The 23,067-nt window shown below is 39.3% G+C and carries 24 protein-coding genes; 19 read left to right on the top strand and 5 right to left on the bottom strand.

Annotated elements, in window-relative coordinates:
* Positions 1-94: 94 nt before the first annotated feature.
* The 17 genes from NYE79_RS05735 to lacG all read left to right on the top strand — a co-directional run bounded on the left by NYE79_RS05735 (position 95) and on the right by lacG (position 15,739).
* Positions 95-802 carry a 2-C-methyl-D-erythritol 4-phosphate cytidylyltransferase gene (locus NYE79_RS05735; protein ID WP_000638516.1) on the top strand — a complete coding sequence of 236 codons (708 nt, stop codon included), beginning with the start codon at positions 95-97 and terminating at the stop codon, positions 800-802.
* A 4-nt stretch (positions 803-806) separates the two neighbouring features.
* Positions 807-1,829, top strand: coding sequence for a ribitol-5-phosphate dehydrogenase (locus NYE79_RS05730; RefSeq protein WP_316717351.1), 1,023 nt, complete (start codon positions 807-809; stop codon positions 1,827-1,829).
* Positions 1,830-1,845: 16 nt separating this feature from the next.
* On the top strand, positions 1,846-2,703 hold the full coding sequence (locus NYE79_RS05725; RefSeq protein ID WP_000413085.1) for a phosphotransferase family protein: 858 nt from the start codon (positions 1,846-1,848) through the stop codon (positions 2,701-2,703).
* 1 nt (position 2,704) lies between these two features.
* A complete protein-coding gene (locus NYE79_RS05720; RefSeq protein ID WP_000791842.1) occupies positions 2,705-3,583 on the top strand; it encodes a DMT family transporter in 879 nt (292 codons plus the stop codon).
* An 11-nt stretch (positions 3,584-3,594) separates the two neighbouring features.
* On the top strand, positions 3,595-4,284 hold the full coding sequence (locus tag NYE79_RS05715) for a sugar phosphate nucleotidyltransferase (protein ID WP_316717352.1): 690 nt from the start codon (positions 3,595-3,597) through the stop codon (positions 4,282-4,284).
* Positions 4,285-4,474: 190 nt separating this feature from the next.
* Positions 4,475-4,951, top strand: a complete 477-nt coding sequence (locus tag NYE79_RS05710) for a PTS sugar transporter subunit IIA (RefSeq protein WP_000521979.1) — start codon at positions 4,475-4,477, stop codon at positions 4,949-4,951.
* 37 nt (positions 4,952-4,988) lie between these two features.
* Positions 4,989-5,294, top strand: a complete 306-nt coding sequence (locus NYE79_RS05705) for a PTS sugar transporter subunit IIB (RefSeq protein ID WP_000590551.1) — start codon at positions 4,989-4,991, stop codon at positions 5,292-5,294.
* Between the two features lie 54 nt (positions 5,295-5,348).
* Positions 5,349-6,824: a PTS galactitol transporter subunit IIC gene (locus NYE79_RS05700; RefSeq protein ID WP_316717353.1), complete on the top strand. Its 1,476-nt coding sequence runs from the start codon at positions 5,349-5,351 to the stop codon at positions 6,822-6,824.
* A 107-nt stretch (positions 6,825-6,931) separates the two neighbouring features.
* The gene (locus NYE79_RS05695; protein WP_316717354.1) at positions 6,932-7,828 is read left to right on the top strand and encodes an aldose 1-epimerase family protein; all 897 of its coding nucleotides are present in this window, start codon (positions 6,932-6,934) and stop codon (positions 7,826-7,828) included.
* A 286-nt stretch (positions 7,829-8,114) separates the two neighbouring features.
* The gene (gene lacA, locus NYE79_RS05690; protein ID WP_000029277.1) at positions 8,115-8,540 is read left to right on the top strand and encodes a galactose-6-phosphate isomerase subunit LacA; all 426 of its coding nucleotides are present in this window, start codon (positions 8,115-8,117) and stop codon (positions 8,538-8,540) included.
* 148 nt (positions 8,541-8,688) lie between these two features.
* Positions 8,689-9,204, top strand: coding sequence for a galactose-6-phosphate isomerase subunit LacB (gene lacB, locus NYE79_RS05685; protein WP_001216921.1), 516 nt, complete (start codon positions 8,689-8,691; stop codon positions 9,202-9,204).
* Positions 9,205-9,214: 10 nt separating this feature from the next.
* The gene (locus NYE79_RS05680; RefSeq protein WP_000604301.1) at positions 9,215-10,144 is read left to right on the top strand and encodes a tagatose-6-phosphate kinase; all 930 of its coding nucleotides are present in this window, start codon (positions 9,215-9,217) and stop codon (positions 10,142-10,144) included.
* 1 nt (position 10,145) lies between these two features.
* Positions 10,146-11,126: a tagatose-bisphosphate aldolase gene (gene lacD / locus NYE79_RS05675; RefSeq protein WP_339293608.1), complete on the top strand. Its 981-nt coding sequence runs from the start codon at positions 10,146-10,148 to the stop codon at positions 11,124-11,126.
* Positions 11,127-11,364: 238 nt separating this feature from the next.
* Complete coding sequence (locus tag NYE79_RS05670) at positions 11,365-12,201, top strand: transcription antiterminator (protein ID WP_339293607.1); 837 nt, start codon at positions 11,365-11,367, stop codon at positions 12,199-12,201.
* 35 nt (positions 12,202-12,236) lie between these two features.
* Positions 12,237-12,554, top strand: coding sequence for a PTS lactose/cellobiose transporter subunit IIA (locus tag NYE79_RS05665; RefSeq protein ID WP_001078328.1), 318 nt, complete (start codon positions 12,237-12,239; stop codon positions 12,552-12,554).
* Positions 12,554-14,248 carry a lactose-specific PTS transporter subunit EIIC gene (locus NYE79_RS05660; protein WP_049518614.1) on the top strand — a complete coding sequence of 565 codons (1,695 nt, stop codon included), beginning with the start codon at positions 12,554-12,556 and terminating at the stop codon, positions 14,246-14,248. Before NYE79_RS05665 ends, NYE79_RS05660 begins: the two co-directional genes overlap by 1 nt.
* An 84-nt stretch (positions 14,249-14,332) precedes the next feature.
* Positions 14,333-15,739 (top strand): 6-phospho-beta-galactosidase, encoded by a 1,407-nt coding sequence (lacG, locus tag NYE79_RS05655; protein WP_339293606.1) that lies wholly within the window; start codon positions 14,333-14,335, stop codon positions 15,737-15,739.
* Positions 15,740-15,778: 39 nt separating this feature from the next.
* Here lacG and NYE79_RS05650 read toward each other — a convergent pair whose 3' ends face one another.
* The 5 genes from NYE79_RS05650 to nrdH form a co-directional block, all read right to left on the bottom strand.
* A complete protein-coding gene (locus tag NYE79_RS05650; protein ID WP_339293605.1) occupies positions 15,779-16,546 on the bottom strand; it encodes a DeoR/GlpR family DNA-binding transcription regulator in 768 nt (255 codons plus the stop codon).
* 139 nt (positions 16,547-16,685) lie between these two features.
* The gene (gene nrdF / locus NYE79_RS05645; protein ID WP_000451378.1) at positions 16,686-17,648 is read right to left on the bottom strand and encodes a class 1b ribonucleoside-diphosphate reductase subunit beta; all 963 of its coding nucleotides are present in this window, start codon (positions 17,646-17,648) and stop codon (positions 16,686-16,688) included.
* A gap of 3 nt (positions 17,649-17,651) precedes the next feature.
* Entirely contained in the window at positions 17,652-18,041 is a 390-nt protein-coding gene (locus NYE79_RS05640; protein ID WP_254736065.1) for a hypothetical protein, read from the bottom strand.
* A gap of 18 nt (positions 18,042-18,059) precedes the next feature.
* Positions 18,060-20,219, bottom strand: coding sequence for a class 1b ribonucleoside-diphosphate reductase subunit alpha (gene nrdE / locus NYE79_RS05635; protein WP_339293604.1), 2,160 nt, complete (start codon positions 20,217-20,219; stop codon positions 18,060-18,062).
* Between the two features lie 80 nt (positions 20,220-20,299).
* Positions 20,300-20,518 carry a glutaredoxin-like protein NrdH gene (nrdH, locus tag NYE79_RS05630; protein WP_000259240.1) on the bottom strand — a complete coding sequence of 73 codons (219 nt, stop codon included), beginning with the start codon at positions 20,516-20,518 and terminating at the stop codon, positions 20,300-20,302.
* 362 nt (positions 20,519-20,880) lie between these two features.
* Between nrdH and NYE79_RS05625 the strand changes: the two genes are divergently transcribed.
* Together NYE79_RS05625 and ptsP are read left to right on the top strand one after the other, a co-directional pair.
* Entirely contained in the window at positions 20,881-21,144 is a 264-nt protein-coding gene (locus tag NYE79_RS05625) for a phosphocarrier protein HPr (protein WP_000146948.1), read from the top strand.
* Positions 21,145-21,149: 5 nt separating this feature from the next.
* Positions 21,150-22,883, top strand: a complete 1,734-nt coding sequence (gene ptsP, locus NYE79_RS05620; RefSeq protein ID WP_216733857.1) for a phosphoenolpyruvate--protein phosphotransferase — start codon at positions 21,150-21,152, stop codon at positions 22,881-22,883.
* The last annotated feature ends 184 nt before the right edge of the window (positions 22,884-23,067 follow it).

Here is a 23,067-nt window from a genome sequence, read left to right as displayed (position 1 = left end):
CTAAATGGTGCTCTATCTTTTCTTCATGATGGAGGCAGATTATGATATAATAGATGGTAATGAGTTTTTTAGAATAAACTAAAGGAGAATATAAATGATCTATGCAGGAATCCTAGCCGGAGGAACTGGCACACGCATGGGAATCAGTAATTTACCAAAACAATTCTTGGAGTTGGGTGATCGACCTATTTTGATCCACACAATTGAAAAATTCGTCTTAGAACCAAGTATTGAAAAAATTGTAGTTGGAGTTCATGGAGATTGGGTGTCACACGCTGAGGACCTAGTTGATAAGTATCTTTCTCTCCACAAGGATCGCATCATCATTACCAAGGGTGGTGCTGATCGCAATACCAGTATCGAGAAGATTATAGAAGCTATTAATGCCTATCGTCCAATCACTCCAGAAGATATCGTGATTACCCACGACTCTGTTCGTCCCTTTATTACACTTCGCATGATTCAGGACAATATCAAACTGGCCCAAAATCATGATGCGGTTGACACAGTAGTAGAAGCAGTTGATACCATTGTTGAAAGTACTAATGGTCAGTTTATCACTGATATTCCAAATCGTGCTCACCTCTATCAAGGTCAAACACCTCAGACATTCCGCTGCAAGGATTTCATGGATTTGTATGGTTCCCTATCTGACCAAGAAAAGGAAATCCTGACGGATGCATGTAAGATTTTTGTTATCAAAGGGAAGGATGTTGCCCTAGCTAAAGGGGAATATTCAAATCTTAAAATCACAACTGTGACAGACTTGAAAATCGCGAAAAGCATGATTGAGAAAGACTAAGGCTATGATTAATCAAATTTATCAACTGACCAAACCAAAGTTTATCAATGTAAAATATCAAGAAGAAGACATTGATCAGGAGAATCATATCCTTATTCGTCCAAATTATATGGCGGTTTGTCATGCAGATCAACGTTACTATCAAGGGAAACGCGATCCAAAGATATTGGCTAAAAAGCTTCCTATGGCGATGATACACGAATCTTGTGGGACTGTTATTTCAGATCCAACTGGGACTTATGAAGTTGGTCAAAAGGTAGTTATGATTCCCAATCAACCGCCGACGCAGAGTGACAAGGAATTCTACGAGAACTACATGACAGGAACCTACTTCCTATCTAGTGGTCACGATGGTTTTATGCGAGAATTTGTCTCTCTTCCAAAAGACCGAGTCGTTTCTTATAATGATATCGAAGATACAGTTGCTGCCATTACCGAGTTTGTAAGTGTTGGTATGCATGCCATGGATCGTTTCTTAAATCTTGCTCATAGCAAGAGAGAGCGCATCGCTGTTATCGGAGATGGTAGTTTGGCCTTTGTTGTTGCAAATATTATCAATTATACCTTGCCAGAAGCAGAGATTATCGTCTTTGGTCGCCATTGGGAAAAACTAGAGCTCTTCTCTTTTGCAAAAGAGTGCTATATTACTGATAATATCCCAGAGGATTTGACCTTTGATCATGGGTTTGAGTGTTGCGGTGGCGATGGTACAGGCCCAGCTATCAATGACTTGATTCGCTATATTCGTCCACAGGGAACGATTCTCATGATGGGAGTGAGTGAATACAAGGTTAATATCAATACACGAGATGCTTTGGAAAAAGGATTGTTATTAGTAGGATCATCTCGCTCAGGACGCGTCGATTTTGAGAAGGCCATTCAAATGATGGAAGTTAAAAAGTTTGCAAATCGTCTGAAGAATATCCTTTATGTTGAAGAACCAGTGAGAGAAATCAAGGACATTCACCGTGTCTTTGCTACAGACCTAAATACTGCTTTCAAAACAGTATTTAAGTGGGAAGTGTAGAAGATGGAGGTTAATTGTGGAGAAACTCATCAAAGAAAAAATTTCTTCTTTACTATCTGATGAAGAGGAAGTACTCAGTGTTGAACAACTGGGAGGCATGACCAACCAAAACTATTTGGTTAAAACAACCAACAAACAGTATATTGTGAAATTTTTTGGTAAAGGGACTGAAAAACTCATCAATCGTCAAAATGAAAAGTACAATCTTGAACTTTTAGAGGATTTAGATTTAGATGTCAAAAATTATCTCTTTGATATTGAGTCAGGGATTAAAGTAAATGAGTACATCGAATCAGCAGTAACTCTTGATTCAACATCAATTAAGTCCAAGTTTGAAAAGATTGCACCAATTTTACAAACCATCCACGCTTCAGGGAAAGAATTAAGAGGAGAATTTGCTCCCTTTGAGGAAATCAGCAAATATGAATCCTTGATTGAGGGACCTATCCCTTATGAAAACTATGAAGCTGTAAGAAAAGATGTATTTTCACTAGAAAAGAGATTGGCTGATTTGGGTGTTGATAGAAAGTCCTGTCACATCGATTTGGTACCAGAAAACTTTATCGAGTCACCACAAGGTCGTTTGTATTTGATTGACTGGGAATACTCTTCTATGAATGATCCGATGTGGGATTTGGCAGCTCTTTTCTTAGAGTCTGAATTTACAAAGCAAGAGGAAGATGATTTCCTTTCCTACTATGAAAGTGACAAAACGCCTGTATCACGTGAGAAGATTCGTATCTATAAAATCTTGCAAGATACTATCTGGAGTTTGTGGACAGTGTACAAAGAAGCTCAAGGGGCTGATTTTGGAGATTACGGTGTCAATCGTTACCAAAGAGCTGTCGAAGGTTTGACTTATTATGGAGGTTAGGATGAAGAATAAAAATGGTGTTTCCTTTGGTCTGCTCTCTGGTATCTTCTGGGGATTAGGTCTAACGATTAGTGCTTATATCTTTTCAATTTTTACAAATCTTTCACCTTTTGTGGTGGCTGCTGCTCATGATTTCTTGAGTATCTTTATCTTGTTAGCTTTTCTTTTGGTAAAAGAAAGAAAAGTTCGTCTTTCGATTTTCTTAAATATTCGAAATGTGAGTGTAATTATCGGTGCTTTACTAGCAGGACCTATTGGTATGCAGGCCAATCTTTATGCGGTTAAATATATTGGTAGTTCTCTAGCTTCATCTGTATCGGCTATTTACCCAGCAGTTTCAGTTTTACTAGCCTTCTTCATTTTGAAACACAAGGTTTCAAAGAATACAGTATTCGGTGTTTTCTTGATTATTGCAGCTATCATTGCTCAAACCTACAAGGTTGAACAAGTAAACTCGTTTTACATTGGGATTCTTTGTGCCCTTATCTGTGCTATTGCCTGGGGGAGTGAAAGTGTTCTCAGCTCGTATGCTATGGAAAGTGATTTAAGTGAAATTGAAGCCTTGTTAATCCGACAAGTAACCTCATTCTTGTCCTATCTAGTGATTGTGCTGTTTTCTCACCATTCATTTGCAGAAGTGGCAGATGGGCAATTATTCGGCCTCTTGATTGTCTTTGCGGCCTTTGATATGATTTCCTACTTAGCTTATTATATCGCCATTAATCGCTTACAACCTGCGAAAGCGACAGGTTTGAATGTGAGCTATGTAGTTTGGACTGTCTTATTTGCAGTTATTTTCTTGGGTGCACCGCTAGATATGCTGACAATCATCACTTCACTTATTGTTATGGCTGGTGTTTATATTATTATTAAAGAATAAAGGAGATTCGTGTGAAAGCGATTATTTTGGCAGCGGGCTTAGGGACTCGTCTGCGCCCTATGACTAAAAATACCCCAAAAGCTTTGGTTAAGGTTAATCAAAAGCCCTTGGTAGAATACCAAATCGAGTTTTTGAAAGAGAGAGGAATTGATGAGATTATCATCGTTGTCGGTTACCTCAAAGAACAATTTGACTACCTAAAAGAAAAATATGGTGTCCGTTTAGTCTTTAACGACAAGTATGCTGATTATAATAACTTTTACTCACTTTATCTAGTAAAAGAAGATTTGGCTAACAGCTACGTCATCGATGCAGATAACTATCTTTTCAAAAATATGTTTCGAAACGATCTTAAACGTTCTACCTATTTTAGCGTTTATCGTGAAGACTGTACCAACGAGTGGTTCTTGGTTTACGGTGATGACTACAAGGTTCAAGACATTATTGTTGACAGCAAGGCTGGTCGCATTCTGAGCGGAGTATCATTCTGGGATGCACCAACTGCTGAGAAGATTGTTGGCTTTATTGACAAAGCTTACGAAAGTGGTGAATTTGTTGATCTCTACTGGGACAACATGGTTAAGGATAATATCAAAGAATTGGATGTCTATGTCGAAGAATTAGAAGGAAATAGCATCTATGAAATTGATAGTGTAAAAGATTACCATAAGTTAGAAGAGATTTTATCTACTATTAAGTAAGGAAAGAGAAGAAGGCTTGGGCCTTCTTTTTTTGTGTATTTTATAACAAGAATGTTTGATATTGATTGTATTCTTTAAATGAAACAAAAATTACAAAAAAATGAACAAAATAAAACAAAAATTATTGACAACGATTTCATATAGTGTTATACTTATTACATAAAAGATAATTGAAAGAAGGGAAAATGTTATGGGATTAGATCATTTCTTTGACAAAAACCTGGTGTTTTGCTTAGAAGCGGATAATCAAGAACAACTCTTTGATCAGGTAGCAAGCTTGTTGGAAGAACGAGAAATTGTAACTCCAACTTATCGTGAAGCCTTGATCACGCGTGAAAAGTCATTTCCAACTGGCTTAGATATGGAATTTCTAGGTAAGGACTTACCAAATGTAGCGATTCCTCATACAGATATTGTTCATAATCTAGCTGAGAAAGTAGTGGTTGTTCGATTAGAAAAACCAGTAACTTTTCACAATATGATTGCTCCTGATAAGGAAGTAGAAGTATCCCTACTCTTCTTTATCATTAACAACTCAAGTTCAAGTCAAACAAATATTCTGGCTCAGTTGATGGACTTTTTCACAGGAAATGGACATCTGGAAGATTTATCAAAAATTTCCGAACCAGAAAAACTTTATGCTTACATTGCTGAAGCAACCGCTTAATCTTGTCTATTAAAAAATAAAATCGGAGGAAATCCAAATGATTAAAATTCTTGCTGCCTGCGGTGCAGGTGTTAACTCAAGTCACCAAATTAAAAGTGCTCTAGAAGAAGAACTTTCAAACCGTGGTTATGATGTTCACTGTGATGCAGTCATGGTGAAAGATGTAAACGAAGACCTTATCAAGGGCTACGATATCTTTACACCAATCGCTGCAACTGACCTTGGTTTTGAACCAGGTATTCCAGTAATTGAAGCTGGCCCAATCTTGTTCCGTATTCCAGCGATGAGCGCTCCAGTATTTGACAATATTGAAGCAGCTATCAAAGAACACGGACTAAGCTAATTTATTCTTTATCTTGTTAACATTCATATAACTAAAAAAACGGGAGGAACTATTATGGATGTCATTATCGAACTAGCCAATAAGCTGTTCAAACCTATCTTGGATATGGGTGGACCAATCATCATGCTGATCATTTTGACAGTATTGGCTCTACTTTTTGGAGTGAAATTCTCCAAAGCGCTTGAAGGTGGTATTAAACTTGCCATCGCTCTTACTGGTATCGGTGCTATCATCGGTATGCTCAATGGAGCTTTCTCAGAATCACTTAAAAAATTCGTTGAAAACACTGGTATCCATTTGAACATCACTGACGTTGGTTGGGCACCACTTGCAACCATCACTTGGGGATCTGCTTGGACACTTTACTTCTTGCTTGTAATGTTGATTGTCAACGTTGTGATGCTTGCAATGAAGAAAACGGATACACTTGACGTCGATATCTTCGATATCTGGCATTTGTCAATCACTGGTCTTTTGATTAAATGGTATGCAGATAACAATGGAGTTAGCCAAGGGGTTTCACTCTTCATCGCAACTGCAGCAGTTGTCCTTGTAGGTATTTTGAAAATCATCAACTCTGACTTGATGAAACCAACTTTCGACGACCTTCTTAATGCACCAAGTTCATCACCAATGACTTCAACACACATGAACTACATGATGAACCCAGTTATCATGGTTTTGGATAAGATTTTTGAAAAATTCTTCCCAGGTCTTGATAAATATGACTTTGATGCTGCTAAATTGAACAAAAAGATCGGTTTCTGGGGATCTAAATTCTTCATCGGTTTCATCCTTGGTATTGTTATCGGTTTTATGGGTACTCCACAACCTGTTGAAGGACTTAAAGATGCTGCAAACTGGCAAGAAGTTATTAAAGGTTGGTTGTCTCTTGGTTTGACAGCCGGTGTAGCTTTGGAACTCTTCTCACTTATCGGATCTTGGTTCATCGCAGCCGTAGAACCACTTTCACAAGGTATTACAAACGTTGCTACTAAACGTCTTCAAGGACGTAAATTCAACATCGGTCTTGACTGGCCTTTCATCGCTGGTCGTGCTGAAATCTGGGCTTGTGCTAACGTACTCGCTCCAATCATGCTAGTTGAAGCTGTGCTTCTTTCAAACGTCGGTAATGGTATCTTGCCTCTTGCAGGTATCATCGCTATGGGTGTGACTCCAGCTCTCTTGGTTGTTACACGTGGTAAATTGCTCCGTATGATTATCTTCGGAACACTCTTGTTGCCTCTCTTCCTTCTTTCTGGTACTCTTATCGCACCATTTGCAACAGAACTTGCTAAAGGTGTAGGTGCCTTTCCTAAAGGTGTAGATAGTGCTCAATTGATTACTCACTCAACTCTTGAAGGACCAATTGAAAAACTATTTGGTTGGGCAATCGGTAATGCTACAACAGGTGATATCAAAGCAATCCTTGGTGCAGCAGCCTTCCTTGTCTTCTATGTAGGTATCTTTGCTTGGTATAGAAAACAAATGATCAAACGTAACGAAGAATACGCAGCAAAAGCTAAATAATTCGCTCCTATAAAATGTAAATTGTGAAAACTAGGTTGTTAATTTCCTACATTGGGAGTGACAACCTAGTTTTTCGTATAAAAATCTAAAAATAGTTGGAGAACATTATGGTAATTGAAATCAAATCAGACCAGTTAACGGTCCAGTTTAAAACCTTAGGTGGCGCCTTGTCGTCGATCAAGGATCGAGAAGGCATTGAGTATCTGTGGCAAGGAGATGCCACTTACTGGAGTGGACAAGCGCCAGTACTTTTTCCAATCTGTGGCTCTTTAAGAGAAGATACAGCCTTCTACAGTCACGAAGATGGAACGGAGACGAAAGGAAACATTCCTCGTCATGGTTTGGTTCGTAAAAAAGAATTTGACTTAGTTGATGAAACAGAAAATAGCGTAACCTTTGCTATCGAAGATGATGAGAATACTTATCAAAACTATCCTTATCACTTCCGCCTTGAAATCACTTATCTAGTGACTGGCAAGACTGTTCGTACTCAATACAAGATTTTCAATAAAGAAACTAATAAAGTAATGCCATTCTTTATAGGAGGACATCCAGGATTTAATTGTCCTCTGCTAGATGGCGAAACTTATGAAGATTACTATTTAGAGTTTGAGAAAGAAGAGACTTGCTCTGTTCCCCGTCCTTTCCCAGAAACTGGTATGTTGGACTTTCAAGATAGAAGTCCATGGTTGGATTCGCAAAAGGAAGTGGATCTCAGTTACGATCTGTTTAGTGTTGATGCAGTGACTTTGGATGAGTTGCAATCCAGAACAATTGCCCTTCGTTCTCGTAAACATGAGAAGGGATTAAAAGTACACTTCCAGGAGTTCTCAAATCTCATCATTTGGTCAACTTTGAATAAGGGACCTTTCATCGCTTTTGAACCCTGGTCAGGCTTATCAACTTCACTTGAAGAAGGAGATCATTTAGAAGATAAGAAGAATGTTCGTTTCTTGGAACCCGGTCAAGTAGATCAAATTGGCTTTGATATTGAAATATTTTAGATAAAAAACCACAAAAACAAACATTTACTGTTGACTTTTTCTATAAATAGGAGTATATTATGTTTGTAAGTAACAAATGATGTTTGTAACAAACAAATAATCACTTGTTATATTCTCTTTCGAGGAGAAAGTTTGTTTCTAGGAACTTGATTTCCTAGACTTGGATAAGCTATCGAACAGCTTATTCAATCAAATTTGTCAATAAACTGCTAGAAAGTCTTTTGTAGGTAAACTGCTAACTATAAAAGTCTTTACTAGCCTAGAAAAACAAAAAGGAGTATACAATATGTCTATTGTTATCGGTGCAGATGCTGCAGGTTTGAGATTGAAAGAAGTTGTGAAAGACTTCTTGGAAAAAGAAAACTTCCACGTTGTGGATGTTACAGCTGAAGGTCAAGATTTTGTTGATGTGACTCTTGCTGTTGCTGCAGAAGTAAACAAAGAAGAACAAAACCTTGGTATCGTGATTGATGCTTATGGTGCTGGTCCATTTATGGTTGCAACAAAGATCAAAGGAATGGTTGCCGCAGAAGTATCTGACGAACGTTCAGCTTATATGACTCGTGGACACAACAACTCACGTATGATCACTATGGGTGCACAACTTGTTGGTGATGAATTGGCTAAAAATATTGCTAAAGGTTTTGTTAACGGTAAATACGACGGTGGTCGTCACCAAATTAGGGTCGATATGTTGAACAAAATGTGCTAATACTCTTCAAATATCAAGATAATCTGTTGTCAGCTCACTTTAGCTAACCTCAGTTATGCTTGCAGCTCGCTTCCTAAGCTAATCTTGATTTTTATTGAGTAAGGATAAATGATATTAGATTTATATAATTAATCGGAGGGAATAACTAATGAGAATTGCAATTGGATGTGACCACATCGTAACAGATGAAAAAATGGCGGTTTCAGAATTTTTGAAATCAAAAGGATATGAAGTCATTGACTTTGGTACCTATGACCACACACGTACTCACTACCCAATCTTTGGTAAAAAAGTTGGTGAAGCCGTTACAAGCGGTCAAGCCGATCTTGGGGTATGTATCTGTGGTACTGGTGTTGGTATCAACAACGCTGTAAACAAAGTCCCAGGAGTTCGTTCTGCCTTGGTTCGTGATATGACAACAGCTCTTTATGCAAAAGAACAATTGAATGCCAATGTTATTGGTTTTGGTGGTAAAATCACTGGTGAACTGCTTATGTGTGATATCATTGAAGCTTTCATCAATGCTGAATACAAACCATCAGAAGAAAACAAAAAATTGATTGCGAAAATTGAGCACGTTGAAACTCACAATGCTCATCAAGCAGATGCAAACTTCTTTACAGAATTCCTTGAAAAATGGGATCGCGGTGAATACCACGACTAAGAGGTGACGCATGATTTTAACAGTCACAATGAATCCATCCATTGATATTTCTTATCCTTTGGATGAATTAAAAATTGACACTGTCAACCGTGTGGTGGACGTGACCAAGACAGCTGGTGGTAAAGGTCTCAATGTTACACGAGTGCTTTCAGAATTTGGTGATTCTGTTGTTGCTACTGGTTTGGTCGGTGGTAAACTTGGTGAGTTTTTAGTAGAGCATATTGACGATAAAGTAACGAAACGTTTCTTCTCCATTCAAGGAGAAACTCGTAACTGTATCGCTATTCTCCACGGAGACAACCAAACAGAAATCCTTGAAAAAGGGCCTGAAGTTTTGGAACAAGAAGGGCAAGATTTCTTGGTTCATTTCGAGAATCTTCTTGACACTGTGGAAGTAGTAGCCATCTCTGGTAGTCTGCCAGCAGGTCTTCCAGTTGACTACTATGCAAGCTTAGTAGAACTTGCTAATCAAGCAGGCAAACCAGTTGTTCTAGACTGCTCAGGTGCAGCTCTTCAGGCTGTTCTTGAATCACCACACAAACCAACAGTTATTAAACCAAATAACGAAGAATTGTCTCAGCTTCTTGGGAAAGAAGTTTCTGAGGATTTGGATGAATTAAAAGAAGTTCTTCAAGAGCCTCTATTTGCAGGGATTGAGTGGATAATTGTTTCACTTGGTGCAAATGGTGCTTTTGCAAAACATGGGGACACTTTCTACAAGGTAGATATTCCAAGAATTCAGGTGGTCAATCCTGTTGGATCTGGAGATTCTACTGTGGCAGGGATTTCCTCAGGACTTCTTCATAAGGAATCGGATGTAGAACTCCTCATCAAGGCCAATGTCCTTGGTATGCTCAATGCTCAAGAAAAAATGACAGGTCATGTCAATATGGCTAACTATCAAGCTCTATATGATCAATTAATAGTAAAAGAGGTATAAAATGGCTTTAACAGAAAATAAACGCGCTTGCTTGAAAAAACTCTCAGATGAAAACGGCATTATCTCAGCTCTTGCCTTTGACCAACGTGGCGCTTTGAAACGTCTCATGGCTCAATACCAAACAGAGGAACCAACTGTGGCTCAAATGGAAGAACTCAAAGTCTTGGTAGCAGATGAATTGACAAAATACGCATCCTCTATGCTTCTTGACCCTGAGTATGGACTTCCAGCTACAAAAGCTCTTGCACCAAATGCTGGTCTTCTCCTTGCTTATGAGAAAACTGGCTACGACACAACAAGCACCAAACGCTTGCCTGACTGTTTGGATGTTTGGTCTGCCAAACGCATCAAGGAACAAGGTGCAGATGCTGTCAAGTTCTTGCTTTACTATGACGTAGACAGCGCTGACGAACTTAACCAAGAAAAACAAGCTTACATTGAACGTATCGGTTCAGAGTGTGTGGCTGAAGACATTCCATTCTTCCTTGAAATCTTGGCTTACGATGAAAAAATCGCTGACGCAGGTTCTGCAGAATACGCAAAAGTGAAGCCACACAAGGTTATCGGTGCTATGAAAGTCTTCTCAGACCCACGCTTCAACATCGATGTTTTGAAAGTGGAAGTTCCAGTCAACGTCAAATACGTTGAAGGCTTTGGCGATGGTGAAATCGTCCATACTCGAGAAGAAGCAGCAGCCTTCTTCAAAGCTCAAGATGAAGCAACTAACTTACCATACATCTACTTGAGTGCGGGTGTATCAGCTAAACTCTTCCAAGAGACTCTTGTCTTTGCCCACGAATCAGGCGCAAACTTCAACGGTGTTCTTTGCGGCCGTGCAACTTGGGCTGGATCCGTTGAAGCCTACATCAAAGACGGTGAAGCAGCAGCTCGTGAATGGCTACGCACAACTGGATTTGAGAACATTGATGAACTCAACAAAGTTCTCAAAACAACAGCAACTTCATGGACTGAACGTGTATAAGTTTTCCCCCCTAATCTTAGGAACATTGATCTAAATAAAAAAAATTAAAAAAAGTTGAATGTAAAGGTTTACAAAAAAACTTGCTTGTGCTATACTTAAATCACAAGTTAATACAAGGTGAGTGTTACTAAGTAATATTAGGCATGATCACAGGTGGATTAGAAATCAATAGGTTTTCTAGTTCATTTGTGGTCATTTTTTATACTCATATACCTTTAAGAGATAAAAGGAGGTTGCCATGTATCGAATTCTAAACCCAATGAATCATAACGTCTCGCTTGTCAGAAACGACAAAGGAGAAGAAGTGATTGTGATTGGTAAGGGGATTGCATTTGGGAAAAAGAAGGGGGATTTAATTTCTGAAGATCAAGTTGAGAAAATCTTTCGGATGAAGACAGAAGAGTCCAGAGAAAACTTTATGGCTCTGCTCAAAGATGTTCCGCTTGATTTTATCACAGTGACCTACGAGATTATTGATAAGCTTTCTAAGAAATATCATTATCCGATTCAAGAGTATCTCTATGTGACTTTGACAGATCATATTTATTGTTCCTATCAAGCTCTAACACAAGGAAGGTACAAGGATAGCAACCTGCCAGATATTTCTGCCAAGTATCCTGTAGCTTTTCAAATCGCAAATGAAGCATTTGAAATTTACCGTCAGAAGCTAGCGAATCATTTTCCTGAGGACGAAATTATTCGGATTGCTTATCATTTCATTAATGCCGAAGGTGAAAACGAAGTGGAAGTTGTGGAGTCGATTGATAAGAGGAAAGAAATTCTCAGGAATGTTGAAGAAGTGCTAAAAGGTTACGCTATTCAACGAACCAAAGAGAATAATCATTTCTATGATCGTTTTATGATTCATTTGAATTATTTCTTGGATTATTTAGACAGATCTAGAGATGATAACCAATCACTTCTGGATATGGAAGATCATATTAAACAATCCTATCCAAAAGCGTTCGAGATTGGTTCCAAGATCTATGATGTGATTACGCAATATACGGGTCTTGATTTGTATAAAAGTGAACGAGTTTATCTAGTTCTACATATCCAACGTTTATTGTCATAAAAATTTAATTAAAAATACATAAGGAGAATTCTATCATGAATAGAGAAGAAGTAACATTGTTAGGTTTTGAAATTGTTGCCTATGCTGGCGATGCTCGATCAAAACTATTGGAAGCCTTGAAGGCTGCTGAAGCTGGCGATTTTGCGAAAGCGGATACTCTCGTAGAGGAAGCTGGTGGTTGCATCGCTGAGGCTCATCACGCGCAAACAAGTCTATTAACTAAGGAAGCTTCAGGTGAGGACTTAGCCTATAGTGTAACCATGATGCACGGTCAGGATCACTTGATGACAACTATCTTGTTAAAAGATTTGATGCACCATTTAATCGAACTCTACAAGAGAGGAGTTAAGTAATGAATAAATTAATTGCTTTTATCGAGAAAGGAAAGCCTTTCTTTGAAAAACTGTCTCGCAATATCTATCTTCGTGCTATTCGTGATGGTTTCATTGCAGGTATGCCTGTTATTCTCTTCTCAAGTATCTTTATCTTGATTGCTTTTGTACCAAACTCATGGGGCTTTAAATGGTCTGATGATGTTGTTAATCTCCTCATGAAACCTTATAGCTATTCAATGGGGATCCTAGCTCTCTTGGTAGCTGGTACAACAGCTAAGTCATTGACCGACTCAGTAAACCGTAGCATGGAAAAAACCAATCAAATCAACTATATGTCAACACTTTTGGCAGCAATTGTTGGTTTGTTGATGTTGGCAGCTGATCCTATCGAAAATGGTCTAGCTACTGGATTCTTGGGGACAAAAGGTTTGCTTTCAGCCTTCCTTGCTGCCTTTGTTACTGTAGCCATCTATAAGGTTTGTGTTAAGAACAACGTCACTATTCGTATGCCTGACGAAGTTCCACCAAATATCTCACAAGTTTTTAAAGATGTGATTCCATTCACTCTTTCAGTTGTTTCTCTATATGTTCTTGATTTACTAGCTCGTCATTTTGTTGGAGCCAGTGTAGCAGAATCAATCGGTAAATTCTTTGCACCATTATTCTCAGCCGCGGATGGCTATCTGGGTATTACCATTATCTTTGGGGCCTTTGCCTTCTTCTGGTTTGTGGGTATCCATGGACCATCTATCGTTGAACCAGCAATCGCAGCGATTACCTATGCAAATGCCGAAGTCAACTTGAACCTTCTCCAACAAGGTATGCACGCTGACAAGATTCTTACTTCTGGTACACAAATGTTTATCGTTACCATGGGTGGTACTGGTGCGACACTGGTTGTTCCATTCATGTTCATGTGGTTGACCAAATCAAAACGAAACCGTGCAATCGGACGTGCTTCAGTAGTTCCAACTTTCTTTGGTGTAAATGAACCAATCTTGTTTGGTGCACCGCTTGTATTGAATCCAATCTTCTTTATTCCATTTATCTTTGCGCCAATTGCCAACGTATGGATCTTTAAATTCTTTATTGAAACGCTTGGCATGAACTCATTTACTGCCAACCTTCCTTGGACAACACCAGGTCCGCTCGGTATTGTTCTCGGTACAAACTTCCAATTCTTGTCATTTGTACTTGCTGCTTTGTTAATTCTTGTTGACGTAGCTATTTACTATCCATTCCTCAAGGTTTATGATGAACAAATCCTTGAAGAAGAACGTTCTGGTAAAGCCAATGATGAATTAAAAGAAAAAGTAGCTGCAAACTTCAATACTGCTAAAGCAGATGCGATTCTTGAAAAAGCTGGTGTAGAAGCAGCGCAAAACACAATTACTGAAGAAACCAATGTTCTCGTTCTCTGTGCAGGCGGAGGTACAAGTGGTCTCCTTGCAAATGCTCTAAACAAAGCAGCTGCGGAGTACAAGGTTCCTGTTAAAGCAGCAGCTGGTGGCTATGGTGCTCACCGTGAAATGTTGCCTGAGTTTGATCTGGTTATCCTTGCTCCTCAAGTTGCTTCAAACTTTGAAGACATGAAGGCCGAAACTGACAAACTTGGTATCAAACTTGCCAAGACAGAAGGTGGCCAATACATTAAACTGACTCGCGATGGAAAAGGCGCTCTTGCCTTTGTTCAAGAGCAGTTCGAAGAATAAAAGGTAAAGAGCGAAGAAGTGAGATGGAGTAATTCCTCCCAACTATATCCCCATCTCATTTCTATTTCTTGAAAGGTGAATCAAATGACAAAAACACTTCCAAAAGACTTTATTTTCGGTGGCGCAACAGCTGCCTATCAAGCAGAAGGTGCTACACATACTGATGGTAAAGGACCAGTAGCGTGGGATAAATATCTTGAAGATAACTACTGGTACACTGCTGAACCAGCCAGTGATTTCTATCACAAATACCCAGTAGACCTCAAACTTGCAGAAGAGTATGGTGTCAATGGTATCCGTATCTCAATCGCTTGGTCACGTATCTTTCCAACTGGTTATGGGAAAGTTAATGACAAGGGGGTTGAGTTCTATCATAATCTATTTGCAGAGTGCCACAAACGTCATGTTGAGCCCTTTGTAACTCTTCATCACTTTGATACGCCAGAAGCTCTACATTCAAATGGAGACTTCTTAAACCGTGAAAACATTGAACACTTTGTAGACTACGCGGCTTTCTGTTTTGAAGAATTTCCTGAAGTTAACTTTTGGACAACCTTTAATGAAATTGGGCCGATAGGAGATGGTCAGTATTTGGTTGGGAAATTCCCTCCAGGTATCCAGTACGATCTTGCCAAAGTTTTCCAATCGCACCACAATATGATGGTGTCTCATGCACGCGCGGTAAAATTGTACAAAGAGAAAGGCTATAAAGGGGAAATTGGTGTCGTGCACGCTCTCCCAACCAAGTACCCACTTGATCCTGAAAATCCTGCAGATGTTATTGCGGCAGAGTTGGAGGACATTATCCATAATAAATTTATCTTGGATGCAACTTATCTGGGTCACTACTCTGAAAAGACCCTGGCAGGGGTAGAGGCTATCTTGGCTGCCAATGGTGGAAGTTTAGATCTGCGTGAAGAAGACTTTGCTGTGCTAGAAGCAGCAAAAGACCTGAACGACTTCCTTGGTATTAACTACTACATGAGTGATTGGATGCAAGCCTTTGATGGCGAAACAGAAATCATTCACAACGGTAAGGGTGAAAAAGGAAGCTCTAAATATCAGATTAAGGGAGTCGGACGCCGAGTGGCGCCTGACTATGTCCCACGTACGGACTGGGACTGGATTATCTATCCTCAAGGTTTGTATGATCAAATCATGCGCGTGAAGAAAGATTACCCAAATTACAAGAAAATCTACATCACAGAGAATGGTCTCGGATACAAAGATGAGTTTGTGGATGGGACAGTCTACGATGATGGACGGATTGATTATGTTAAGAAACATATGGAAGTGATTGCAGATGCAATCTCTGATGGAGCCAATGTCAAAGGCTACTTTATCTGGTCTCTGATGGATGTCTTTTCTTGGTCAAATGGTTACGAAAAGCGTTACGGCCTCTTCTATGTTGATTTTGAAACCCAGGAGCGCTATCCAAAGAAATCGGCTCACTGGTACAAGAAACTAGCTGAGACACAACTTATTGATTAAAATTCAACAAAAATTCCCCGCCAAAAGGCAGGGGAATTTTTATGGTTTTGATAAAAGAATGGTTGTTTGTTTCGACAGATCTTCAAATGTCTCCTGACTTAGTTTGGCATCTGAAACGATGGTATCAATCTCTGAGATATTGTAAAAAGTGTAAAAATCAAACTTATTAAACTTACTGTGGTCTGCCAGTAAGTATTTTTTATTGGCATTATTCAGGGCGATTCGTTGTACCTCACCCTCTTCCTCACTGAAAGTAGCAATAGACTTATCCTTAATACCATTACAGCTAACAAATGCCTTAGAGAACTGAAGATTGGTCAAATCCTGCAAGGTAAGTGTCCCTACAAAAGCACCAGTGATAGAGCGATAATTTCCGCCAATCAAGATCAAATCTGTTAGTTTTCGTTCGTTTAGGATGAGAAAAACAGGAAGACTGTTTGTTACAACACGAATGTTATCGATAGGGAGCTCACGAGCAAAACATTCTAAGGTTGTTCCTGGTCCGATAAAAATGGTTTCACCTTCGTCAATCAAATGACCGGCAAAACGGCTAATTTCTTGTTTTTCAGCAATCTGCAAGCCTTGTTTTTCGACGTTTGAGCGTTCGTTGTTTAATAGAGAACCTGTACGAAGTTTTTCAGCACCACCATGCACACGAACCAGCAAATCCTTATCTGCCAATTCTTGTAAGTAGCGACGAGCAGTCATATCTGATACATCAAGACTCTCCATAATCTCTTTTACAGTAATGGTTCCTTTAGTATTCACTGTTTCTAAAATACTATCTAGCTTTTCTTGCTTTAGCATCCTTATCACCTCGATTTCTACTATTATTATCTTACCATAAAACGCTCAATCAATCAAATAGAAAAAAACAAAATAAAACAAAAACAAAAATACCATAGTTGTTTTAAACAAACCATGATATTTTGAATGATTGGTCAAATTAGTCTAAACCGTAGTTGTAATCCTCGTCTTGCATGGCTTCAACTTCACCAAGGAGGTAACCATTTCCGACTTGAGAGAAGAAGTCGTGGTTAGAAGTTCCTGTTGAAATACCGTTCATGACGATAGGATTGACATCATCAGCTGAATCTGGGAAGAGAGGATCTTGTCCTAGGTTCATAAGGGCCTTATTGGCATTGTAACGAAGGAAGGTTTTAACTTCTTCGGTCCAACCAACACCGTCATAGAGACTTTCAGTATAACCTTCTTCGTTCTCGTAGAGGGTGTAGAGCAGGTCGTACATCCATTCTTTAAGTTTTTCTTGCTCTTCTTCAGGTAATTCATTAAAACCAAGTTGGAATTTGTAACCGATATAAGTTCCATGAACAGACTCATCACGAATGATCAGTTTGATGATTTCCGCAACGTTGGCCAGTTTGTTGTTACCGAGATAGTAGAGGGGCGTAAAGAAACCAGAGTAGAAGAGGAAGGTTTCAAGGAAAACGCTGGCAACCTTCTTTTCAAGGGGGCTACCATTGAGGTAGATTTCATTGATAATTTCAGCTTTTCTTTGTAGGTAAGGGTTGGTGTTGGTCCATTCAAAGATTTCTTCGATTTCAGCCTTGGTATTCAAGGTTGAAAAGATAGAAGAGTAAGATTTTGCGTGGACAGATTCCATAAATTGGATGTTGTTGAAAACAGCTTCCTCATGCGGTGTACGGATGTCTGAGCGAAGCGCCTGAACCCCTGTTTCAGATTGCATGGTATCAAGAAGCGTCAAACCACCAAAGACTTTTCCTACTAGGTCTTTTTCCTTGTTTGATAGTTTTCTCCAGTCGTCTAGGTCATTTGACAAGGGGATACGCGTATCGAGCCAGAATTGCTCCGTCAGCTTTTCCCAAGTTGATTTGTCGATGACATCTTCGATGGCATTCCAGTTAATGGCTTTGTAGTAAGTTTCCATAGATTACTTCTCCTTGAAATAATGATCAAGCACCTTATCAATAACATTTACCGCAATAAATATTAGAGTTAATAAGTTAAGTTGGGGAGTGTAGTTAACATCAGTGGTAGAATTTGTAAGTATCATTAAAAATTGTAGTCCGTAAAACCCTAATAAATAACTTATTGGTAACAGCGTAATACGCTGGTCGTTTTTAAATTGTAATGAAAGATGTTTTACAATAGAGTATCCAAAACTTGTTACAGCAATGCACCAAAGATAGAGACTTTGTAGTGTGGTTTTAGGATCTAACGCAATAACAATCGTCATAATAATATAAAACATCAATAGAAAAGCTAGAGTTTCAAAAATAATATAGTTTAAATATTTATCTAGTTTTAATTTTTTATGCATACTTCCCTCCAACAAAGATTAAATCACACAACTTTCACATTGGTTAGCACCAACTTCTCCACCGTCGTCTGTAAAGGTACGGACGTAGTAGATAGACTTGATACCCTTGTTAAAAGCATAGTTACGAAGGATAGACAAGTCACGTGTCGTTTGTTTGTTTTCTTTCTTCCATTCGTAAAGCCCTTTTGGAATGTCACTACGCATGAAGAGGGTGAGTGAAAGTCCTTGGTCCACGTGTTCAGTTGCAGCCGCGTAAACATCAATCACCTTACGCATATCCATGTCGTAGGCAGAAGTGTAGTAAGGAATCGTTTCTGTTGACAAGCCTGCGGCAGGGTAGTAGATCTTACCGATTTTCTTCTCTTGGCGTTCTTCAATGCGTTGCGTAATCGGGTGGATAGATGCAGAAACATCGTTGATGTAACTGATAGAACCATTTGGAGCTACAGCAAGGCGGTTTTGGTGATAAAGACCATCTGCTTGAACCTTGTCGCGAAGTTCAGCCCAGTCAGCAGCACTTGGAATAAAGACATCTTTGAAGAGTTCTTTAACACGGTCTGATTTTGGAACAAACTCGCCTGTCACATACTTGTCAAAGTAGCTTCCGTTAGCATAGTCTGATTTTTCAAAGTTGTGGAAGGTGATACCGCGTTCACGCGCTATATTGTTTGATTCCACCAAGGTCCAGTAGTTCATAAGCATAAAGTAGATGCTTGTAAATTCAACTGACTCAGGAGATCCATACTCAATCAGTTGTTGGGCAAGGTAACTATGAAGCCCCATGGCACCAAGACCAAAGGTGTGAGCCAAACTGTTTCCGTGGTCGATTGTAGGAACAGCTACAATGTGCGAACTATCTGTAACGAAGGTCAAAGCACGAACCATAGCACGGATAGAGCGACCAAAGTCAGGTGAAGTCATCATGTTGACCACGTTGGTTGAACCAAGGTTACATGAGACGTCTGTTCCCATTTGAAGGTATTCTTGAGCATCGTTTATCAAGCTTGGTTCTTGGACTTGGAGGATCTCAGAACACAAGTTACTCATGATAATCTTTCCATCAACAGGATTTGCACGGTTGGCTGTATCAATGTTGACTACATAAGGGTAACCAGACTCTTGTTGCAATTTAGAAATTTCAGTTTCCAAATCACGCGCCTTGATCTTTGTCTTGCGGATATTTGGATTTGCTACTAATTCATCGTATTTTTCAGTGATATCGATGTAGTTGAATGGCACACCGTATTCAAGTTCTACAGAGTATGGGCTAAAGAGATACATTTCTTCATTTTTTCGAGCCAATTCGTAGAATTTATCGGGTACTACAACACCGAGTGAAAGAGTCTTAACACGAACTTTTTCATCAGCGTTTTCTTTCTTAGTGGAAAGGAAGGCGATGATATCTGGGTGAAAGACATTGAGGTAGACAACCCCAGCACCTTGACGCTGACCCAATTGGTTAGAGTAGGAGAAACTGTCTTCGAAGAGTTTCATAACTGGAACGACACCAGAAGCTGCTCCTTCATAACCTTTGATAGGTGCGCCAGCTTCACGAAGGTTGCTTAGAGTAATACCTACACCACCACCGATACGTGAAAGTTGAAGAGCTGAGTTGATAGAACGTCCGATAGAGTTCATGTCATCAGTTACTTGAATCAAGAAACAAGATACCAACTCCCCACGACGAGCACGACCTGCGTTCAAAAAGGAAGGAGTAGCAGGTTGGTAGCGTTGGTGGATGATTTCATTGGCAATATCAGTCGCAATTGCTTCGTCCCCGTCAGCAAAATAAAGTGCATTAAAGAAGACACGGTCTTCCATACTTTCAAGGTAATATTCACCGTCATTAGTCTTCAAGGCATACTGGTTGTAAAACTTATAGGCAGCCATGAATGATTTGAATTGGAAGTTTTGGTCCTTGATAAATTGATGCAATTCTTCCAAAAACTCTGGACGGTATTTCTTGAGAAATGCAGTTTCGATGTAGTTGTGTTCAATGAGGTAGTTGATTTTATCAGTAATTGAATCAAAAACCATTGTATTTGGAACCACATTCTCTTTAAAGAAGGCATCCAAGGCTTCCTTATCTTTATGAAGCATGATTTGTCCATTAACAGGACGGTTGATTTCGTTATTGAGACGGAAGTAAGTTACGTCCTCAAGATGTTTTAATCCCATAAAATTTCCTTTATCTAATTACAAAAGAAAGGCCTCTAAGTTAGCCCTAGAAGCAATCTCTTCTGGATGATGTACTAAGATTATGCTAATTGTTTCAGTTTTCCTGGTTGGAAGCCTGAAAAGACTTCAGTTGGTGTTTGGATAACAGGAGCAGCGCTGAAACCGAGCTCTTTAACTTGATCGATGTACTCTGGTTGCTCGTCGAGATTGATCTCACGATAAGCGACATTGTTGCTGTCCAAGAAACGCTTGGTCATCTTACATTGGACACAGTTGTTTTTAGAATAAACGGTTACCATTTTCGTAACTCCTCTTTCAAAATAGATTACTTTCTTAGTATATCAGAAAAAAAAACTTTGTCAAACTTTTTAAACTAAATCTTGTGCTAAAAAGTTACAGTTTTAAAAACAAAGCACAAGATATAGTGTTTTGTCAGAGTGTAAAATTGGGTTTTCATTGAACTATCAAAGTTTATCAAAACAAAAAAACTATATACTGTATATTGGTAAGATAAATAGAAGATTTTCAGCAAGTTATCAGAAAGGAAATAGAAGAAAGTCCATAAAACACTTGAAAAATAATCTAGAAGGTGATATAATACAGTCTTGTAAGGGTTATCACATATAATCCAAAAAAGAAATAACTAAAGGAGAGTCAAACTATGGCTTCTAAAGATTTCCACGTAGTGGCAGAAACAGGTATTCACGCACGTCCAGCAACATTGTTGGTTCAAACAGCTAGCAAATTTGCTTCAGATATCACTCTTGAATACAAAGGTAAATCAGTAAACCTTAAATCTATCATGGGTGTTATGAGTCTTGGTGTTGGCCAAGGTGCTGACGTTACAATTTCAGCTGAAGGTGCAGATGCTGACGACGCAATCGCTGCTATCACTGAAACTATGGAAAAAGAAGGATTGGCATAAGGAAAATGACAGAAATGCTTAAAGGAATCGCAGCATCTGACGGTGTTGCAGTTGCAAAAGCATATCTACTCGTTCAACCGGATTTGTCATTTGAGACTATTACAGTCGAAGATACAAACGCAGAAGAAGCTCGCCTTGATGCCGCTCTACAGGCATCACAAGACGAGCTTTCTGTTATTCGCGAGAAAGCAGTAGGTACGCTCGGTGAAGAAGCAGCTCAAGTTTTTGACGCTCACTTAATGGTTCTTGCTGACCCAGAAATGATCAGCCAAATCAAGGAAACAATCCGTGCGAAGAAAGTGAATGCAGAAGCAGGTCTGAAAGAAGTAACAGACATGTTTATCACTATCTTTGAAGGCATGGAAGACAACCCATACATGCAAGAACGCGCAGCGGATATCCGCGACGTAACAAAACGTGTATTGGCAAACCTTCTTGGTAAAAAATTGCCAAACCCAGCTTCTATTAATGAAGAAGTAATTGTGATTGCTCACGACTTAACTCCTTCTGATACAGCTCAGTTGGATAAGAACTTTGTAAAAGCTTTTGTAACCAACATCGGTGGACGTACAAGTCACTCAGCGATTATGGCACGTACACTTGAAATTGCGGCTGTTTTGGGAACAAATAATATCACTGACATCGTAAAAGATGGCGATATCCTTGCTGTTAACGGTATCACTGGTGAAGTGATTATCAACCCAACTGATGAGCAAGCGGCAGAATTCAAGGCTGCTGGTGAAGCTTATGCGAAGCAGAAAGCTGAATGGGCACTTTTGAAAGATGCTCAAACAGTAACTGCTGATGGTAAACACTTTGAATTGGCTGCCAACATCGGTACTCCAAAAGACGTTGAAGGTGTCAATGACAACGGTGCTGAAGCTGTTGGTCTTTACCGTACAGAGTTCTTGTACATGGATTCTCAAGACTTCCCAACAGAAGACGAGCAATACGAAGCCTACAAAGCTGTACTTGAAGGAATGAACGGTAAACCTGTTGTTGTTCGTACAATGGACATTGGTGGAGATAAGGAACTTCCTTACTTCGATATGCCTCACGAAATGAACCCATTCCTTGGATTCCGTGCCCTTCGTATCTCTATCTCTGAGACTGGAGATGCTATGTTCCGCACACAAATCCGTGCCCTTCTTCGTGCGTCTGTTCACGGTCAATTGCGTATCATGTTCCCAATGGTTGCGCTCTTGAAAGAATTCCGTGCAGCGAAAGCAGTCTTTGACGAAGAAAAAGCAAACCTTCTTGCTGAAGGTGTTGCAGTTGCGGATAATATCCAAGTTGGTATCATGATCGAAATCCCAGCAGCAGCCATGCTTGCAGATCAATTTGCTAAAGAAGTTGACTTCTTCTCAATTGGTACAAACGACTTGATCCAATACACAATGGCAGCAGACCGTATGAACGAACAAGTTTCATACCTTTACCAACCATACAACCCATCAATCCTACGCTTGATCAACAATGTGATCAAAGCAGCTCACGCTGAAGGGAAATGGGCTGGAATGTGTGGTGAGATGGCTGGTGATCAACAAGCTGTTCCACTTCTTGTCGGAATGGGCTTGGATGAGTTCTCTATGTCAGCAACATCTGTACTTCGTACGCGTAGCTTGATGAAGAAATTGGATACAGCTAAGATGGAAGAGTACGCAAACCGTGCCCTTACAGAATGCTCAACAATGGAAGAAGTCCTTGAACTTCAAAAAGAATACGTTAATTTTGATTAATCGAAAAGTCCTTGCAACTCAGTTGCAGGGGCTTTTTTAAAGAATTTTCAAGAAAATCTTTTTTATATAAAGTCCATTCTAGAGAAAGTAGCGGTGAAGAATAAAAAAATACTTAACTGGTTCATAAAATTCTTGACAAGTTGCAAATTTAGGAGTAAACTATTAACCAGTTAATTAATAGAGA

This window comes from Streptococcus sp. FSL W8-0197, assembly GCF_037963785.1.
Classification (GTDB): Bacteria; Bacillota; Bacilli; order Lactobacillales; family Streptococcaceae; genus Streptococcus; species Streptococcus oralis_CQ.
The sequence above is the reverse complement of the archived record's forward strand: the minus strand, read 5'-3'. Positions and strand labels throughout refer to the sequence as shown.

Bases quoted from the DNA above. Each gene is read 5' to 3' on its own strand.
- NYE79_RS05735 (WP_000638516.1), top strand. From the start codon at position 95: ATGATCTATGCAGGAATCCTAGCCGGAGGAACTGGCACACGCATGGGA.
- NYE79_RS05730 (WP_316717351.1), top strand. From the start codon at position 807: ATGATTAATCAAATTTATCAACTGACCAAACCAAAGTTTATCAATGTA.
- NYE79_RS05720 (WP_000791842.1), top strand. From the start codon at position 2,705: ATGAAGAATAAAAATGGTGTTTCCTTTGGTCTGCTCTCTGGTATCTTC.
- NYE79_RS05710 (WP_000521979.1), top strand. From the start codon at position 4,475: ATGGGATTAGATCATTTCTTTGACAAAAACCTGGTGTTTTGCTTAGAA.
- NYE79_RS05705 (WP_000590551.1), top strand. From the start codon at position 4,989: ATGATTAAAATTCTTGCTGCCTGCGGTGCAGGTGTTAACTCAAGTCAC.
- NYE79_RS05700 (WP_316717353.1), top strand. From the start codon at position 5,349: ATGGATGTCATTATCGAACTAGCCAATAAGCTGTTCAAACCTATCTTG.
- NYE79_RS05695 (WP_316717354.1), top strand. From the start codon at position 6,932: ATGGTAATTGAAATCAAATCAGACCAGTTAACGGTCCAGTTTAAAACC.
- lacA (WP_000029277.1), top strand. From the start codon at position 8,115: ATGTCTATTGTTATCGGTGCAGATGCTGCAGGTTTGAGATTGAAAGAA.
- lacB (WP_001216921.1), top strand. From the start codon at position 8,689: ATGAGAATTGCAATTGGATGTGACCACATCGTAACAGATGAAAAAATG.
- NYE79_RS05680 (WP_000604301.1), top strand. From the start codon at position 9,215: ATGATTTTAACAGTCACAATGAATCCATCCATTGATATTTCTTATCCT.
- lacD (WP_339293608.1), top strand. From the start codon at position 10,146: ATGGCTTTAACAGAAAATAAACGCGCTTGCTTGAAAAAACTCTCAGAT.
- NYE79_RS05670 (WP_339293607.1), top strand. From the start codon at position 11,365: ATGTATCGAATTCTAAACCCAATGAATCATAACGTCTCGCTTGTCAGA.
- NYE79_RS05665 (WP_001078328.1), top strand. From the start codon at position 12,237: ATGAATAGAGAAGAAGTAACATTGTTAGGTTTTGAAATTGTTGCCTAT.
- NYE79_RS05660 (WP_049518614.1), top strand. From the start codon at position 12,554: ATGAATAAATTAATTGCTTTTATCGAGAAAGGAAAGCCTTTCTTTGAA.
- lacG (WP_339293606.1), top strand. From the start codon at position 14,333: ATGACAAAAACACTTCCAAAAGACTTTATTTTCGGTGGCGCAACAGCT.
- NYE79_RS05650 (WP_339293605.1), bottom strand. From the start codon at position 16,546: ATGCTAAAGCAAGAAAAGCTAGATAGTATTTTAGAAACAGTGAATACT.
- nrdF (WP_000451378.1), bottom strand. From the start codon at position 17,648: ATGGAAACTTACTACAAAGCCATTAACTGGAATGCCATCGAAGATGTC.
- NYE79_RS05640 (WP_254736065.1), bottom strand. From the start codon at position 18,041: ATGCATAAAAAATTAAAACTAGATAAATATTTAAACTATATTATTTTT.
- nrdE (WP_339293604.1), bottom strand. From the start codon at position 20,219: ATGGGATTAAAACATCTTGAGGACGTAACTTACTTCCGTCTCAATAAC.
- nrdH (WP_000259240.1), bottom strand. From the start codon at position 20,518: ATGGTAACCGTTTATTCTAAAAACAACTGTGTCCAATGTAAGATGACC.
- NYE79_RS05625 (WP_000146948.1), top strand. From the start codon at position 20,881: ATGGCTTCTAAAGATTTCCACGTAGTGGCAGAAACAGGTATTCACGCA.
- ptsP (WP_216733857.1), top strand. From the start codon at position 21,150: ATGACAGAAATGCTTAAAGGAATCGCAGCATCTGACGGTGTTGCAGTT.